The sequence below is a fragment of the Buttiauxella gaviniae genome, assembly GCF_040786275.1.
Taxonomy (GTDB): domain Bacteria; phylum Pseudomonadota; class Gammaproteobacteria; order Enterobacterales; family Enterobacteriaceae; genus Buttiauxella; species Buttiauxella gaviniae_A.
The window spans coordinates 3846935-3864403 of sequence record NZ_JBFMVT010000002.1; the positions used below are offsets into that span (position 1 = coordinate 3846935).

Below are 17469 nucleotides of genomic sequence, written 5' to 3' on the forward strand. Positions count from 1 at the left end.
ACTACTTTTTAGCACAGCAATAAAAATCAGCTTTTAGAGATTTACTGCATTACCCACATTTCTGTGGTGGCTTGGCTATGCATTAAATTAACTGATTTTGTCTTAGGGCGTTATTTAAATTTTCATTGTATTCAACATACAACACTCTCATTTAAGCATGGTCAGGTATTTATATGAATAAGTTCTATAATGTTATATGGAATGCAACACTTGGACGTTTTGTCGTTGCGTCTGAGTTAGCCCAGGGAAAGAAAAAAAGTAAATCGTCTTCAGTAGGTTCAACCTTCAGTGATGTGCTTTTTTCTAAGAAAGTTTTATTGACCTGTATACTGTCAGCCCTTGCGGCGGAAAAAAGTTCTGCGGCAGACAGTGAAATTGGTTTCTTTACACCACAGGATTCATCCTATTCTATTCTTTCTGGTCAGGTAAATCTTATTACCGGAGGGAGTAATGGTTTTGCTAATATTTCAACGGGCGCAGCCGGTTTCACCAATACAACGCTGCAACAAGCGCTGGATGCGGGCGTGGTCGTCACAGGGGCTGATTATATTTCCGGGGATATATTCCGGATAGGTAATAAAGGGTCAACAATTACTTATGAAGATCCTATTACTCATAATCAGACATCGGTCTCTGTGTATGATAATGCACAAATGAGCGTCGCCCCTGCTAGAGATTTTATCTTCCCTATGTCATATGCTGTTGGGGAACATGGTCAGTATGTTGATACGTCAATTTATTCCATTCAGCCGGGAGCCGTTGTTGATGTTAATGTTGGGGTGACCGATGCTAACTGGATGAATACCGCGTCGAATCAACTATCTGTGATCATGAAAGGCAGCCAGGCGGACGTGACGACTTCTGCGGTATTTAACGTCGCAGATACCGGTACGCTGAATTATAACTCCAAAACCGTTGCTGAATTGGGGTACATTAGTAATAACAACTCTGACTCTAAATACGCGGCTTCCTTTAGTGGTGGATTCAAAGGCCAGGTAACAAGTAAAATTGGTGACTTTATTGTTGACGATCTCGCGAGCTTCCAAAGTTATAATACGGCTTTGCAGCAGGCTATTAGTGGCGGGCGTTTGCTGAGTACAGATTATGATGCGCAACTAGAATTAGCCTACGATAAAACATTAAAACAAGTGTATGTGAATACGGCTATTCCAGACAACGATGCAACAAATATGAATGCAGACCGTGGACGAATTGCATTTATCAAAGCTGACGGGGCAGGGGCGAATGTCAATATTAGCCAGGAGGCTAATATTCAAATGTTCAGGTCTGACGCATCGTTAGTGCGTTTGCTTAACGGGGCAACATTAACCAACCTCGGAACACTGGGTACGGTCTATAACACACTGCGTGGTGCATACGTTATCTTTGCAAAAGACAGTACCATCAATAACGAAGGTGTTATTGATGCGGGCACTTACTCGGATATGACGGATTTTAATAAGTATACCAAAACTGGATTTAATACCGGGAGGGGAGATCAGGTTGCCATTAATGCTTCGGGTACTAGTACCATTTTAAACAATGGTGTGATTAATGTTGCACCTCGCCAGGATAATGCTGGGTCGAATGGTATTGTGACTAACGATACGACTCAGTTGACCAACAATGGTTCTATTAACCTGGCAGCCTTAGCGCAACCCGCATCTGTAAATGGAAACTATAAAGCGACGGGCGTTATTTTACAGAAGAAATCTGTCTTCGAAAATAATGGTGAACTCTATATTGGACGACTGGCACAGCGTAACATAAATGATGTGACGAGCGATGTGGCTGTGACCTCTTTGGGAACGTTGGGGGTTAGCCTGTTAAATGGCGGGACATTAAATAACAACGTGGGTGGGACGATGACTATTGGCTCCCAGACCCAGGGCGCTACCGCTATTTCAGCCACCGGGAGTGCCTCTGTCGTTAATCAAAAAGGTACCGTAAACGTTAATGGCCGCCTGGGAACCGCATCCAATGCCAGCAGCAAAAATATCGGTATCAGTTCTTCATCAGGTGCCAAACAGATTACTAACAGCGGAACCATCAACCTTAATGGGATCAACTCCGTAGGTCTGCAAGTTCTCGCCGGTAGCGCCGCAACAAATAGTGGCAATATCGTGGTCAACCAGGGGGTGGATCCCGCGACGAAAACGGCTAACTACGGTATCTGGTCTGAAGGTGTAGGGGCTAACGTGACACATTCTGGCACCGTGGAACTTAAAGGCGATCGTGCGATTGGTATCCATGCCCGTAGCCAGGGCATCGTCACACTCGGCGGTACGGGAAAGGTTGCATTTGAATCGGGTGAAAATCAAATAGGTTATTACGTCTATGGCCCTGGTTCGTCTATCAAAGACAACAGTACCGGCGAGCAGAATGTTTCGACCAAAGGTTCGACGCTTTACCGCATTGATGGCGGCTCTTCATTTACCGGGAGTGCGGATAACACCTCAACGATGAAAGCCAGTGGTGTAAACAGCACTATTTTGCTGGTCACCGGGAAAAGTGACGACGGGAAAACCATCAGTAAGTTAAATACCGGGAAAGTGGTGCTGAATGTTGATGCTGCTGGCGCGACGGCTGTCAAAGTTGAAGGCGGGGCACAGGGCGTTCTGGATCAAGGTGTATTGCTGGCGTTAACGGCTAAAAATGCGACTGCAGGTATTGTTGACGGTAATTCAACGACTATCACTGGCGCCGCAGGAGCGACTGGAGCTTCACAATTAACCTCCTATGCGACGCTTGATAACTCCAACGCAGCCAGCGATGCCATGGGCTATATCGCACGCAATAAAGGTACGCTTATCCATAAAGGCTCCCTGAACTTTACTTCGGATAATAGCACCGGTGTATTAGTCGACGGCGGAAACCTGGAAAATAGTAGCGATATCGCTGTCAACGGGATTGCCGTTGATATTGTTGGCGGAGACTCTAAGGTCGCCAACACCGGTACCGTTAAAGCGACAGGTGGAACAGCCGCTTACCGTCTGAAAGATGGCGCCTCTCTGGCTCTTAGCGGGCAGGGTACCACTATCGCCCAGAACGGTGCGCATGGCGTGTTGATCGAAGCACCAGCAAAATCAACGCTGCTCAAAGCGACCGCAACGTCTCAGTTGACCGTAACAGATGCCACGATCAGCGTGACAGGTACGGGAAATGCGATTGAGAACGGGGCGGAAGTTGCTGGCATCCGTCTTAACAATGCCAAACTGAATGTTGATCAGGGCGCGGGAATTCGTACCGGTGCTGAACTGGGAACGTCCAACAGTGGCGTGATCACAGTCAGTGGGTCTGGGGCAGGTATTGCGCTCAAACATGCTGATGGTTCGTCCACCACGGCGGATCTGAATCTGCTGGATTCGGATGGTCTGACGATTAATGTCACGGGTGCAAGCGGTTCGGGCATTGTCACCAATACCAGTGGTGAGGTGCAAAACGGTACCGTCATTAACGTAACGGCAACGGACGGCGGATCGGCTCTGGTGGTCGGTGGCACAACGGCTAACGTGATTCAGTCCGGGGCGCTCACGTCAAAATCACTGACCAAAGAAGTGGTCAATCTGGATAACGGTAAGGTCAGCACCTTCACTAATAATGGCTCTATCAAAGCGAACAGTGCCAATCAGGTCGCGGTGGCAAGTCAGTCCGGCGCAGGGATGACTTTCACGAACAATGCGGGCTCCAGTATCGTCGGTAAAGTTAACCTCCTGACAGGCAATAACAGCGTAAATCTTCTCAGTGGCAGTACGGGTACAGATTTCTTTACCGGCACAGGGAATGATGAATTCAATCTTAAGAATGTTAAGTCTGATGAAACCTCTCTCTTCACCTCATTAAATGGTGGCGCGGGTGCGGATACACTGAATCTGGATAACTCAGCGTATGTGCTGAAAAACGTCAATGTGCTGACCGGCTTTGAAACCGTGAACCTTAAAAATGGTTCTACCTTTACTGAAGAGAACACGTTGCTGGCGTTGGGTGATGACACTAATGACGCCACCGGCACCGTATTTAACATTGATAACAATAGCACCCTGGCTCTGACAAATACCGCTGATGTGGCTTTCAAAAGCCATCTGAAAGGGACGGGAACGGTCAAAGCAGACCTTTCCAATAAAGCGTTCAGCTTTACGGACAATAACAAAGGTGATGCTTTTGCCGGCACGCTTGAACTGTTAAACAGCACCTTTGAACTGGGCGGTATAAACACTCGGGCACTCAATTCCGCAAATCTGAAACTGAGCAGCGGCAGTGAGGCAACGGTTGGACAAGGCCAGCAGAACGTGGGTGGCCTGAGTTTCAATGGGGGTACGGCAGATTTTGGCGAGCTTAATCCTGGTATCAAACAAGCCAGCAATACAGTACACACAGCCAATACGCTGGATATCAGCGGGCAGGGCGTGGTTAAAGTTGCGCTGAATGGTGTCATTAATGACAACCCATTACCGGCAGAAAATCTGAGCCTGATGGAGCAAGACGATGCCCAGACGTTGGTGAAACTGGCCGATAGTTCAGGCGCAGTGGCCGGCAGCGGTGGCAACCTGAGGCTTAAAGATCAGAACGGCGAAACAATCACTGATGCGGTAGTAGAAAATATTACTCAGTCTGGTGAGACTGTTGCAAAAGGAACCTGGGACTACCGTTTGACGGGCGGTGATAACGCCGATGGTCTGTATATCAACTATGGCCTCAAGCAGGTTGAGCTTCTGGCGCAGGGAGACAACGCCTTAATACTTAATGGCAATAACGCCACAGGGGTTGCCAGCGATCTTAGTGCAAAAGTTACCGGTGCGGGTGATTTACATATCGATACCGGAACCAGCAGCGTTTCGCTCTCAAATCTGGATAACGATTATCTCGGCGAGACAATTGTGGCAAGCGGGACGCTGGCGCTGGCGAATGACAATGTACTCGGCAAAACGAGCAATTTACAGGTAGACGCCCAGAGCAAAGTCGATATGCAAGGCCACAGCCAACAGGTTGGGGCGTTGAATACTGCGATGGGTAGCCAGATTCTGCTGGCAGAAGGGAGTGAGCTGACCATTAGCGATTCCCAGAGAAGCGCAGGCATTCTTGATGGCGGGACAATTAATGCCGATACATTAGCGGGTAGCGGTAAGTTAATTATTGATCCAAGTGTGGTGACAGTGACCGGTGCGAATAGCGCTTATACCGGTGATACTCTCATTGAAGGTGGTTCACAGGCACTGCTGAATAATGTTTCAGGTCTGGGTGATTCAGGTACGGTGACACTTGCAGGTAAAGAAGATCGCCTGATATTTGCCAAACAATTAGCCTCTGATGCTGCAACTGTCGGTAACCTTGGTAAGCAGTTGGCGGGTACCGGTAGCATTGCGTTTAAGGACAACGCAGACATCACCTTAACCGCTGATAACCGGGCATTTGCAGGTGAATTCTCTGTAGAAGATGCGAGCCATTTACGTGCTTCAAGCGCCGAAAATCTTGGAAGCGCTGCAATAACAAATAGCGGCGATTTACATCTGACTGCCGATCAACGCTGGGAGCTGACAAATATTGTTACGGGTAGCGGTAATCTGGAGAAACTGGGCACCCAAACGCTAATTGTTAACCGTGACCTCGCTTACACAGGTGAGACCCATATTAACGCCGGGCAACTGATCCTGGGCGATAATGCCTCTGCCAGCGGGATGCTTTCCGGTAATGGCGCGGTGAATATTGCCTCAGGCGCAACCCTGGGTGGTAACGGTGTCGTGACGGGAACGGTAAACAACCTGGGAACTTTGGCGGCATTGAACGCCTTACCTGGCTACGCAAGTGATCGTGCCAGTACTCTGAACGTTGGCAGTTTGGTCAATCAGGGTGAAATTAAGTTGGCAGGCACGAGCGCAGGTAACACGTTGGTAGTGAATGGTAATTATGCTGGTGATAACGGTTTGCTTTCCCTTAATACTGTGCTGGGGGATGACAATTCTCTAACCGATAAACTGGTCGTAAAAGGTGATACCTCGGGTTCCACTCGCGTGCAAGTGAATAATCTGGGGGGGAATGGTGACCTGACGAACAAAGGGATTGAAGTTGTACAAGTCGCAGGCCAGTCTGACGGTAGCTTTACGTTACAAGGGCGCGCGGTTGCGGGAGCATATGACTACTTCCTGAATAAAGGGCAAGCGACTGACGGAAACTGGTATCTGCAATCCCAGTTGCCGACTCCGTTAGACCCGGTTAACCCAGTTGACCCTGCTAATAATGTGGATCCCGTAGACCCGGTTAATCCAGATAAACCTTCCGACCCGATTATTCGTCCGGAAGCCGGTGCCTACACTGCTAACATCGCTGCGGCCAACACCATGTTTGTGACTACCCTGCACGATCGTTTGGGTGAAACAAACTATGTTGATGCCCTTACCGGTGAAGAGAAAGTCACCAGTATGTGGATGCGAAATCTCGGTGGTCATACAAGGTTCCGTGATGACAGCGGTCAGTTGAAGACACAAAGCAATCGTTATGTCCTGCAAATGGGGGGAGACATTGCGCAGTGGGGTGCTGAAGATAGCAACCGTACCCACCTTGGTGTGATGGCGGGTTACGGTAATAACCAGAGTAACACTCGATCTTCAGTCACTCATTATGGTGCGGATGGTTCAGTGAACGGTTACAGCGTCGGTGTTTACGGTACGTGGTTTGCTAATGAAGCAGAACATACCGGGGCATATGTCGATACCTGGGCCCAGTACAGTTGGTTTAACAACAGTGTGAAAGGTGAAGACCTGGCCTCTGAATCGTATAAGTCTGACGGTTTTACCGGGTCAATTGAGACCGGGTATACCTTTAAAACCGGTGAGTTCAAAGGCAGTAAAGGCACGACAAACGCTGTTTATGTGCAACCTCAAGCTCAGGCTGTCTGGATGGGCGTTAAGGCTGATTCTCATACCGAAGCAAATGGAACGCATGTGGAATCTCAGGGGGATGGCAATCTGATGACTCGCTTGGGTGCGAGAGCTTATCTGAAAGGCCATAGCCAAATTGACGAGGGTAAACAACGTGAATTTGAACCGTTTATTGAAGCAAACTGGATCCATAATACCAATAACTTTGGTACTTCAATGAATGGTGTGACTTCATCTATGGCCGGAGCAAAAAATATAGCTGAAGTGAAAGTGGGTGTTGAGGGGCAAATTAACAACAACCTCAACATTTGGGGAAATATTGGTAACCAGGTCGGCGATAAGGGGTACAGTGATGCCTCTGCAATGATTGGCATTAAATATAACTTCAAATAACACCAGCAATGAAAAGGGGAGTTTCTCCCCTTTTTTCAAAGAGTAATGAAATGGACAATATCTCTGTGTTTTGTGATGACTGCTATGTCAGGGAAGCAATAAGTTCAATTCTTAAAGGTATTAAACGTAACGCATTAAATAGTAGTGAGTTATCTGTTTTTTTGTTCGAGAAAACATGGCTGAATGAAACAGAACTCTCTATGATATTAAATTGTCAATCAGAAAGGATTATTATATTTGCCAGAGAGTCTCTGCTAGGTTTTTTCTCTTCTCTCATGCTTCCTGAACATATATCCTTCGGGCGATATGATATGCCTATAAACAACCTGCGCAAGATGATGGATGACTTTATAAATCCACCTGTAAAAGAATTTTCAGTGCTCCGACGAAAGGTTATCCCGGAGAAACAATTGAGTCCAAGTGAGCGAAAAATAACATCGCTATATGTACAGGGGCTATCCGTTGTACATATCGCTGAATCAATGAATAAAAGTTTTAAAACCGTCAGTAGTCACAAGCGTAGCGCGATGAAAAAAATGGGTATCTCAAGTAATATAGAGTTAATGCAAAAGGGGCGCGTATTTTTAATGATGAATAGAGAGTACTTGCTGGCATCGTAATATTCGGAAAGGGTACCTGTATTGTGATCGCTGTTGGCTGTCTGCCAACAGCGATCTTTATGTCTTAGTAGTATGAAGCCTGTATCGAAACGAATTCTGTAAATACTCTCCGCTATCAACACCCCGCGGCCTATCGAGAACTATTTTACCGTAAACTGCACTGATTGGCGCAATCAGCGCAGTTCCATTTTTACCGTAACATTACCTTCAAATTTTCCTGGCTGTGGTCTCTGTGATTTCGTACTTACCGGTGCCGCTTTCATGACTATTTTGCCATTACCTTGCTCATCTAGCGTAACGGGCATATCGAGTGAGCCATCCAGTACGACGTTATTGTCATTGTCATCAAACATACGCACCCCGATGTCATCACGATCAAGCATTTTAGCAATCATACTATTGCTACCGGGAACTACGCCCTGGTCGGCGTTTAGGCTGAATTTGATTTTCCCCGAATTGCCTGCCGCGGGATCATCACAGTGATAAGAGATATCGACATCTTTTAACGTGTAATTTGCTGGTGGCTCGCCTTGCGTGACAAACTGCGATGTCACAATATTCCCCAGCTCCACTTCAATGGTACTTCCCTCGTTTATTGTGCAAGTGAGTGGGGCGGTGATTTTGCCCATTAGTTGGATATTGGAGACCAACTTTGTGTCGGCGACAGAACAACTGCCACCGAAAGAGAGGCAGGCATAATTTTGGGCGATAATTGTTGGGGGGATAATCTCTTCGCCCAAAATAGCTTTCTTAATGTAGTATTTTAAGACGACGACATTCCATTTAAATTCCCTCTTTGTATTACTTCCGTCGGTGGGTCGTGTCGCATCATTACAAACGTCACTGGTTGATTCTTTGATCGTCCTTTTTGTTTCACGAATACTCGCCATGCTTGAAAACGGTGTCGGGTAGGTATTTATATATATAGCTTGCAGACCCGAACCATCGGGTGAGTTTATTGCATCGGCGTAGGCTGTGACATTGATATCTAAATGATCAGTCAGGTAGCCGTAACCACTGACACCTGCTGGCAATGGACTCCCGGCGGCGGATACTTCATACACATCGGTGTTTGAATAGAAATTACCCTTCGGACAAGCACAGTCAGCGACAATGGATGAACCTTCAGCAACGAAATGTTCAGCGAGGCTTCCGGAGTTCCCGTCTTTATTTTGATTGGATGGCAATTCGACATTGGTATTAATGGTGTAATTACCGGGTGCCGGGAAGCAATCTTGTAAAACGGTTGTTGCCGCCCGCGTAATGAATGGCGAAACAATGAGTACCAGCAGCAGCGAGAGTTTCAATAGCTTATTATTTATGAAATTTTTGTGTTGTTTATTTTGCATGTTTTGTCTCCGGTTTACAGATCGCGTCGACCTGACGAATTCCCCCTGGTAAGGTTTCAGGGGAAGGGGATAGCACGATATCGGCATGGCATTGCTGTTGTGCAGAATCCCCCCACTTAACCGTCAAAGGAATATTTTCGCTAACTCCCGCGAGATACAGCACGCCGTGATCGTCGACAATTCCATTGAGAGACAAGCCATCCACATTCGCGACCGCGCCAAATGGGATGATGCGACCATCCGGGCGAGTTAGTGAGATGAGTGCGCGATAACCAACATGCGCCCTAAATTGCGTGCTGACTGCGGCGCTGCGGCTTGGGACAAGGGTCATCGAGGTTTCATCGGTATCCACATCATCTGGAAGGCTGGTGGTATCGATGCGAATGATATTTTCCTGATAAGGTGTGAGAGAAGGGATAATGGCGTTGCCAAAGATATCCGTCTGAACACCGCGCTGATTGGCAAAACGAACACCTGATGCACCGTTAGCGCTGACGATGGCAAACTGGTCGCCTAATGGTTGTGAAAGTGTCACACCTGCGGGATGAGCTACCACAGCGCCGCTCAGACCATAAGTCAATTGCCGCGAGTTATCAGAGGCATAATAGTAACCTGTACTAAGATTGGCATACTGCGATCGATAGCTGCCATAAACGCTACTGTTATCCTCACCATCGTGGTTAGTGCGGCTTTGCCGTAATGAATAGCTAAGTCGGTTATCATCCAGAAGTGTACCGTTAAGACCAACGCTATGGTTGGTATCGCCATGTTTACTGGTGCTGAGGTTGTAACTGGCCCAGCTTTTGGGCAGCCATTGCGATAAGGGGATGCTAAAACCTAACGACACCATCTGATCGCTTGGTTCATCGCTGATTTTGCTGTAGGTATAGGCAACGCTGACGCTGATCCCACCGATCGTCCTATTAATGCCCGATGTAATGCTTCGCTCTTTATGGTCGGTTTGCCAATAATCTTGTTGGTAGCCGGAGAGATATAAATTGCTGTCCAGTATGGTTTGGCTGAGGTTTAGCTGAATTCTGCTGCGCTTGTTGTAGCGATATGACCAGTCGCTATCATTGGCATCATAGTTTTCGTTAGCATCGGCAAAATTGTAATAACCACTTGTCGAATATCGATAGCTTGCCAGCGTAAAGTTTGTGTCTGTTGTTTCTATATTCTTAGTGTACATCAGCCGCCATGACTGCCCATCATGCTGCTCACCGCTATCCAGTTGCGCGCGGGCCCAGGTCAGATCTGTGGATATTGAGCCAAAATCGCCGAGCACAACGCCAGTACCGCTATTAAGAGCTTGATAATCTTGGGAGGCTGTTATGCCTCCAAAAACGGTAAGGTTGTTATTAAGGCCATAAATGGCAGTTCCTTGCGCGAAAAGCGGTTCATTGGCTGCGTGATTACCATTGGCCCGATAGCGTGCGAGGGTCATTTCGTAGCGAATATTTCCCGGACGCTGCATTACGGCAACACTGGAATAAGGTTGCGTATAATGATGTTCGCTTCCGTCCGCTTCTTTGATAGTGATGTCCAGATCCGCACTGTTGGTCGTGGAGTAAAGATCTGTTATTTCAAACGCTCCGGGGGCAACGTTTGCCTGATAAATGATATAGCCATTTTGGCGAACAGTGACTTCCGCATTGGAACTGGCTGTGCCGCGAATCACTGGGGCAAAACCGCGCTGGTTATAGGGCAGCATTTCGTCATCCGACGCGATATTTACACCGCGATATCGCAGGCTATCAAAAACCTCACCGCGGGTACTGTTTTCACCTGCGATAAACTGTGCTTTTAATCGATGGATATCATGCTGGATCCAAGTGTTAATTGTCTGCCAGGAACTGATGTCATCGGTTTGGCTCCAGGTTGAATAATTCCGCAGCCGCCAACCACCCAAATTGATGCCGCTGCGTAGGTTGAGATACTGATTGGCATTATTGGTATGATCTGATTCTTCACGCTGTGAACCTGAGAAGGCGTAATCGGCAAAAAAAACCGGCACTCCATCATTCCAGCGGGAAGGTTCAATGTTGTCATTGTGGTGCATCTCAACTGCCGCTTGCGGCATGCTTATACGCAATGTCATGGCATTAAAGTCTAAGGTCGCTGATGCAAAAGGAATGTAGTTGCCAATGGTTTTGGGTATTGGCTCGGTTGTAGGAAGGTTCGCCAGTTCCGGATAGGAATCGACACGAATGCCCCATTGGCGTAAGAGCTGAGGTGTCAACTGTGGTATTAATAATCCGTTTTTGTCATTGACGTAGACAATTGATTCATCTTTAGTCAATCGTTTATTAATATTAATTTTCGTGAGATACGTACCTGGTAATTGCCCATTTTCCTTTGAAAATAAGGACAGATTGATATCCTGATTTGACAGGCCATCGCCTTCAAGTGTTGAAGGTGCAAAATAATATTCCCGGGCGTTGACGTTGCTGGCGGTCACGAGAAGCAGACCGCTCAAGGCTTTCAATATGGGATTTATCCGCCTCAAGAAACGAGGCGAGCACAGGTGCAATTTATTAGCCGCCATTAGCACCACTATTCCTGGGTTAAAATGGAATTAAATTCATTCGTTGGATTCCCGTAATCAGTAATGCAACGCCAGGTCACCTCTTTGCCGCTCGCGGTCTTGGGTACCGTAAATTGTGCAGTTGCTTTCGGCGCGACGATCTCGGCATCTTTTATTGATGTGCTTCCGAGTTTCAGGTTATCGAAAACGCTGTAATAGTCGCCGTCGTTTGTAATAACCAACTGACTAGCACGTCGGCTAAAGCGCAGGCTTTTACAGGTATCAACGGGATTGTTGTGTAATCCTTTCGGTCGCCAGAATAATTTCAACCGGGTTTTGTAAATAAGTCGCAGAACATTTTTGTTATCATCGTCTTTTGCCATCGCAGGTATTGTGCGAATGTTCATATAAAATAAAGACTCTCGATCGGTTGGCAATGCCTGCCCAGACCAGGTAATACGAAGGTTTTGTTCCTTTTGCGGATCAAGTCTAAACAGTGGTGGTGTAATAATAAATGGCCCGCGAGTTTTTTCATCGCCAGTATCTATCCATGATTGGATAAGCCAAGGTAATTCTTTATCTTTATTTGTCAGTGGTAATGCTACCTCTCTTGTATTTGCATCATAAATAATACGCGTTCTTCCCACCTGAACTCCTGTGGCATGGGTGAACATGGTGAAAGTGCAAGTCATAAAACAGATAAATAGCAGAAGAATACGCATCCTGGCATCCCTTAATAAAAACGTGTTTTGCAGTGCAGGGTAAATCTACCGTTGCGTCTGACCAACTATGTAATACATGACTGACGTATTATTAGCTGTAATAGTAATAATACGTCAGATGAGGTGGTCGAAGTGTTAGCGGTAAAGGATATTAACCGTTAAGTCAGCATCTGCCGGGCCTGGGGTTACGGTTGAGGTAAAAGATTTATAGCGCGCGTTAAATGATGCGGTAATGGTATCGCCGGCTGTCGTTGGTAACTGAACATAAACTTGACTATCAGATCCATCAAATTTGATAAAAGTCGTGCTATCACCGATTGGGCTCATGGCAATACCAACACCCGTTGCAGCAATTGTTCCATCGGTAGTGATTTTACTCACATCCAATAAGGTCGAGCTAGCCGTTGCCGTAGTTGTACCGTTAAAGGTTAACTGAATAGCAGCAAGTCCATCACTTTTTAATGGGCAGTCCTTCAGGGTGATATCTACAGGCACGAGAGTGGACTCTTTACCCACTCCTGCATCGTTGAATAGCGAAGTAGGAAAAGTGCCTAGTGGCACGGTAGAGTCTGTGCCGTCAGTACCATCTATTACGCAACTTGGCTCAATAATTTCACCAGTAAAATGAATTTTTCCCGCATTCATTTCTGCAGCCAATGCATTATAACTGATCAGGGCAATAAGAGCGCCTGATAGAAATTTGTAACGAAATCTCATGATTTATTTACTCCATGTATTGATTAAATGCTTAATTGAAAACCTTTAAATACAGCATTCAATCACTGTGAAAATGTTTGCCGATGTAAACATATTAATCTTCAATGATTAATCTGAATTTAATTGAAGGCTCGCCATTTTATTGTTTAGTTCTTATGGCGTCATCATGTATTAAGGAATTTCATTGTTATAGCTTCCGAAAATTACCTTAATTGAGATAAATTGCCAATAATAATTTGAAATGATTCTACATCTATCCTTTTTAATTATATTTGACTGCGAATGTATATATAAAACAGATCGGTCATTAATTCTCTGCTTGTATATTAACCTGTGAGTGTAAGTGTTGAGTTAAATAAATATTTAATTCCGCTAAATACATATCAGTGAGACTTGGGTTCATCGCCAGCAGGAGATAAACAGCTTAATAGGCCCTGTTTCACGCGGCTTTTCTCCCCATTAGCCTGAAGGGGGTCTGGCATGATACCTCCAGGTAAAAAGCATCATGAGTAGCTGGCGTGTCAGAAGAGAGCGACGACGACAAAACAGAAGCCCCCACACCCCATCGGCTTGAAAAGGCGCGTGAAGATGGGCAGATCCCCCGTTCCCGCGAATTAACCTCGCTGCTGATGTTGTTGGTCGGGATAAGCATTATTTGGCTGGGCGGCGAACCGTTGGCTCGACAGTTAGCGGCTATGCTCTCTGCCGGTTTGCACTTCGATCACAGCATCATCAACGACCCAAATCTTATCGTCAGCCAAATCAGTTTGCTAATAAAGCAGGCCGTCTGGGCGCTGTTGCCGCTGATTTTAGGGCTGGTGGTTGTGGCGATTGCCGCCCCCATGCTGCTTGGTGGCCTGTTGTTTAGCGGCAAATCGATGCAGTTTAAGTTCAGCAAATTGAACCCCATTGCCGGATTAGGGCGCATGTTTTCCGCGCAGGCGGGTGCGGAATTGCTGAAAGCGCTTTTGAAAGCCGTTTTGGTGGGCAGCGTAACGGTCTGGTATCTGCTGCATAACTGGCCGGAGATGATGCGGCTTATCAGCGAACCACCTCTTGCAGCACTCGGGCATGCGCTCAATATGGTGGCGGTGTGCGGCTTGCTGATTGTGTTGGGGTTAACGCCGATGGTCGGCTTTGACGTCTTTTTCCAGATTCTCAGCAACCTTAAAAAACTGCGCATGAGTCGCCAGGATATCCGCGACGAATTTAAGCAACAAGAAGGCGACCCCCACGTAAAAAACCGCATACGTCAACAGCAGCGGGCGGTAGCTCGCCGCCGCATGATGGCTGATGTGCCGAAAGCGGATGTGATTGTCACGAACCCGACGCACTACTCGGTCGCCCTGCAGTACGACGAAAACAAAATGAGTGCGCCAAAGGTGCTTGCGAAAGGCGCGGGGCTTGTGGCGCTACGCATTCGTGAGATTGGCAACGAGCACCGCATTCCGATGCTGGAAGCCCCGCCGCTGGCGCGTGCGTTATACCGCCACGCCGAAATTGGGCAGCAAATTCCCGGGCAATTATATTCCGCCGTGGCTGAAGTCCTGGCATGGGTATGGCAACTGCGTCGCTGGCGCGTGGCGGGCGGTTTAATCCCGAAAAAACCTGAAAATCTACCGGTGCCTGAAGCACTGGACTTTGCAAACGAGAAGGACTCCGATGGCTAACCTCCTGGCGCAGTTGCGCCTGCCGAGCTCGATGAAATCCGGACAATGGCAGATTCTAGCCGGGCCGGTACTTATCTTGCTTATTTTGTCGATGATGGTGCTACCGCTGCCGGCGTTTGTACTGGATTTACTCTTCACCTTTAACATTGCGCTGTCGATTATGGTGCTGCTGGTGGCGATGTTCACCCAGCGCACGCTGGAGTTCGCAGCCTTCCCGACCATTTTGCTGTTTACCACGTTATTGCGTCTGGCGCTGAACGTGGCTTCAACCCGTATCATTTTGATGGAAGGCCATACCGGCGGCGCGGCGGCGGGTAAAGTAGTTGAGGCTTTCGGTCACTTTCTGGTTGGCGGCAACTTTGCGATCGGTATCGTGGTGTTCATCATCCTCGTTATCATCAACTTTATGGTTATCACCAAAGGTGCCGGGCGTATTGCCGAAGTGGGCGCGCGCTTTGTGTTGGACGGGATGCCGGGCAAACAGATGGCGATTGACGCCGATCTCAACGCTGGGTTGATTGGCGAAGACGAAGCGAAAAAACGCCGTTCGGAAGTAACCCAGGAAGCAGATTTTTACGGCTCGATGGACGGTGCCAGTAAATTCGTGCGCGGCGATGCGGTTGCCGGTCTGATGATCATGGCCATCAACGTAATTGGCGGCCTGTTAGTGGGCGTGTTGCAACATGATATGGCGGTGGGTGCGGCGGCGGAAACGTACACGTTGCTGACAATTGGTGACGGCCTAGTGGCGCAGATCCCGGCGCTCGTTATCTCGACGGCGGCGGGGGTTATCGTGACCCGCGTGGCGACCGACCAGGACGTCGGCGAACAGATGGTCACCCAACTGTTTAACAATCCGCGCGTTATGCTCCTTAGCGCCGGTGTGCTTGGTTTGCTCGGGATGGTGCCGGGCATGCCGAACTTTGTTTTCCTGCTGTTTACCGCAGCGTTGCTTGCGCTGGCATGGTGGATGCGTGGCCGTCAGATGGAATCCCCTGCGGCGCCAGCAGCACCTGTGAAACCGCAGGAAAATCCGCAGGCCGTGGAAGCGACGTGGAATGATGTGCAGCTTGAAGATTCGCTCGGTATGGAAGTGGGTTATCGCCTGATTCCGATGGTGGACTTCCAGCAAGACGGTGAACTGTTAGGGCGCATTCGCAGCATCCGTAAAAAATTTGCGCAGGATATGGGGTTCTTACCGCCGGTGGTGCATATTCGCGACAATATGGATTTGCCACCTGCACGTTACCGCATTCTGATGAAAGGCGTGGAAATTGGCAGTGGCGATGCCTATCCCGGGCGCTGGCTGGCCATTAACCCAGGCACGGCGGCGGGTACGCTGCCCGGCGAAACGACCACCGATCCGGCGTTTGGTTTAGCTGCCACCTGGATTGAAAGCGCGCTCAAAGAACAGGCGCAAATTCAGGGCTTCACCGTGGTCGAAGCCAGTACCGTGGTGGCGACCCATCTGAACCATCTGATTGGGCAGTTCGCACCGGAACTGTTTGGCCGCCAGGAAGCGCAACAGCTTCTCGATCGTGTTTCTCAGGAAATGCCGAAGCTGACCGAAGATCTTGTGCCGGGCGTGGTGACCTTAACTACGCTGCATAAAGTGCTGCAAAACCTGCTGGCCGAAAAAGTGCCGATTCGCGATATGCGTACCATTCTGGAAACGCTGGCGGAGCATGCGCCAGTTCAAAACGATCCTCATGAATTAACGGCGGTGGTGCGTGTGGCGCTGGGGCGTGCCATAACGCAGCAATGGTTCCCTGGTAATGGCGAAGTGCAGGTGATTGGCCTGGATGCTGCGCTGGAGCGCTTGTTGTTGCAGGCCCTGCAGGGCGGAGGAGGTTTAGAACCCGGCCTTGCAGACCGTTTGCTTGAGCAGGCGCAGGAAGCATTGAAACGCCAGGAAATGCTCGGAGCGCCGCCGGTGCTGCTGGTCAACCATGCTTTGCGTCCGCTGCTTGCGCGCTTCTTACGCCGCAGCCTGCCGCAATTAATGGTGCTCTCAAGCCTTGAGCTTTCAGAAAATCGTAACATTCGCATGACTGCGACGATTGGAGCGAAATAATGAGCCGCTTGTTATTGTTGATTCTTTTGCCTTTTATCGCTCAGGCAAATGGCGAGGGGGCATGGCAGGCAAGTGGGATGGGGGCGACGCTCAGCCATCGCGGCGTGGCCGCATCGTCCCGCGCGCTGGCACCTTCGCAGCCGGTTAGCGGCGTTATGACGCTGGTTGCCTGGCGTTACGAATTGATCGGTCCAACGCCCGCTGGATTAAACGTAAGATTGTGCTCGGTTACGCGCTGCGTAGAAATAGAAGGGCAGAACGGAACGACGCGTGGATTTACGAATGTTGCGGCCAGCGAGCCGTTGCGTTTTGTCTGGCAAGTACCAGGCGGGGGTAAGCTTTTCCCCGTACTTAAAGTAAGAAGTAATCAAGTGATTGTGAACTATCGCTAAACTCAAAGCCGCATGTCAGATGCGGCTTTTTCACTCCCATATCTCATTTTCAGCCTGTGCTTTTGATAAAAGCAAACCACTGTTTTATAAATCAGTGATGCGGGTGCAGGAACTCTTTGTAATTTTGCCAGCA

At 48.4% G+C, this 17469-nt stretch carries 9 protein-coding genes; 5 read left to right on the forward strand and 4 right to left on the reverse strand.

The window, feature by feature from the left end:
- The first annotated feature begins 173 nt into the window (after positions 1 to 173).
- On the forward strand, positions 174 to 7268 hold the full coding sequence (locus tag AB1E22_RS18370) for an autotransporter outer membrane beta-barrel domain-containing protein (protein ID WP_367596667.1): 7095 nt from the start codon (positions 174 to 176) through the stop codon (positions 7266 to 7268).
- 50 nt (positions 7269 to 7318) lie between these two features.
- Positions 7319 to 7888 (forward strand): helix-turn-helix transcriptional regulator, encoded by a 570-nt coding sequence (locus AB1E22_RS18375; protein WP_367596668.1) that lies wholly within the window; start codon positions 7319 to 7321, stop codon positions 7886 to 7888.
- A gap of 173 nt (positions 7889 to 8061) precedes the next feature.
- Here AB1E22_RS18375 and AB1E22_RS18380 read toward each other — a convergent pair whose 3' ends face one another.
- From AB1E22_RS18380 to AB1E22_RS18395, 4 genes are all read right to left on the reverse strand, one after another.
- The gene (locus tag AB1E22_RS18380) at positions 8062 to 9237 is read right to left on the reverse strand and encodes a fimbrial protein (RefSeq protein WP_367596669.1); all 1176 of its coding nucleotides are present in this window, start codon (positions 9235 to 9237) and stop codon (positions 8062 to 8064) included.
- Positions 9227 to 11782 (reverse strand): fimbria/pilus outer membrane usher protein, encoded by a 2556-nt coding sequence (locus tag AB1E22_RS18385; RefSeq protein ID WP_367596670.1) that lies wholly within the window; start codon positions 11780 to 11782, stop codon positions 9227 to 9229. The genes AB1E22_RS18380 and AB1E22_RS18385 overlap by 11 nt, the downstream gene beginning before the upstream one ends.
- An 8-nt stretch (positions 11783 to 11790) precedes the next feature.
- Positions 11791 to 12483: a fimbrial biogenesis chaperone gene (locus AB1E22_RS18390; RefSeq protein ID WP_367596671.1), complete on the reverse strand. Its 693-nt coding sequence runs from the start codon at positions 12481 to 12483 to the stop codon at positions 11791 to 11793.
- Positions 12484 to 12618: 135 nt separating this feature from the next.
- Positions 12619 to 13200, reverse strand: a complete 582-nt coding sequence (locus tag AB1E22_RS18395; RefSeq protein ID WP_367596672.1) for a fimbrial protein — start codon at positions 13198 to 13200, stop codon at positions 12619 to 12621.
- A 518-nt stretch (positions 13201 to 13718) separates the two neighbouring features.
- Here AB1E22_RS18395 and flhB point away from each other — a divergent pair.
- Genes flhB through flhE form a run of 3 tightly spaced genes read left to right on the forward strand, consistent with a single transcriptional unit; the run spans position 13719 to position 17336 of the window.
- Complete coding sequence (gene flhB, locus AB1E22_RS18400; protein WP_367596673.1) at positions 13719 to 14870, forward strand: flagellar biosynthesis protein FlhB; 1152 nt, start codon at positions 13719 to 13721, stop codon at positions 14868 to 14870.
- Complete coding sequence (flhA, locus tag AB1E22_RS18405; protein WP_367596674.1) at positions 14863 to 16944, forward strand: flagellar biosynthesis protein FlhA; 2082 nt, start codon at positions 14863 to 14865, stop codon at positions 16942 to 16944. Before flhB ends, flhA begins: the two co-directional genes overlap by 8 nt.
- Complete coding sequence (gene flhE / locus AB1E22_RS18410; RefSeq protein ID WP_367596675.1) at positions 16944 to 17336, forward strand: flagellar protein FlhE; 393 nt, start codon at positions 16944 to 16946, stop codon at positions 17334 to 17336. Before flhA ends, flhE begins: the two co-directional genes overlap by 1 nt.
- Positions 17337 to 17469: the final 133 nt, after the last annotated feature.

Bases quoted from the DNA above. Each gene is read 5' to 3' on its own strand.
- AB1E22_RS18370 (WP_367596667.1), top strand. From the start codon at position 174: ATGAATAAGTTCTATAATGTTATATGGAATGCAACACTTGGACGTTTT.
- AB1E22_RS18375 (WP_367596668.1), top strand. From the start codon at position 7,319: ATGGACAATATCTCTGTGTTTTGTGATGACTGCTATGTCAGGGAAGCA.
- AB1E22_RS18380 (WP_367596669.1), bottom strand. From the start codon at position 9,237: ATGCAAAATAAACAACACAAAAATTTCATAAATAATAAGCTATTGAAA.
- AB1E22_RS18385 (WP_367596670.1), bottom strand. From the start codon at position 11,782: ATGGCGGCTAATAAATTGCACCTGTGCTCGCCTCGTTTCTTGAGGCGG.
- AB1E22_RS18390 (WP_367596671.1), bottom strand. From the start codon at position 12,483: ATGCGTATTCTTCTGCTATTTATCTGTTTTATGACTTGCACTTTCACC.
- AB1E22_RS18395 (WP_367596672.1), bottom strand. From the start codon at position 13,200: ATGAGATTTCGTTACAAATTTCTATCAGGCGCTCTTATTGCCCTGATC.
- flhA (WP_367596674.1), top strand. From the start codon at position 14,863: ATGGCTAACCTCCTGGCGCAGTTGCGCCTGCCGAGCTCGATGAAATCC.
- flhE (WP_367596675.1), top strand. From the start codon at position 16,944: ATGAGCCGCTTGTTATTGTTGATTCTTTTGCCTTTTATCGCTCAGGCA.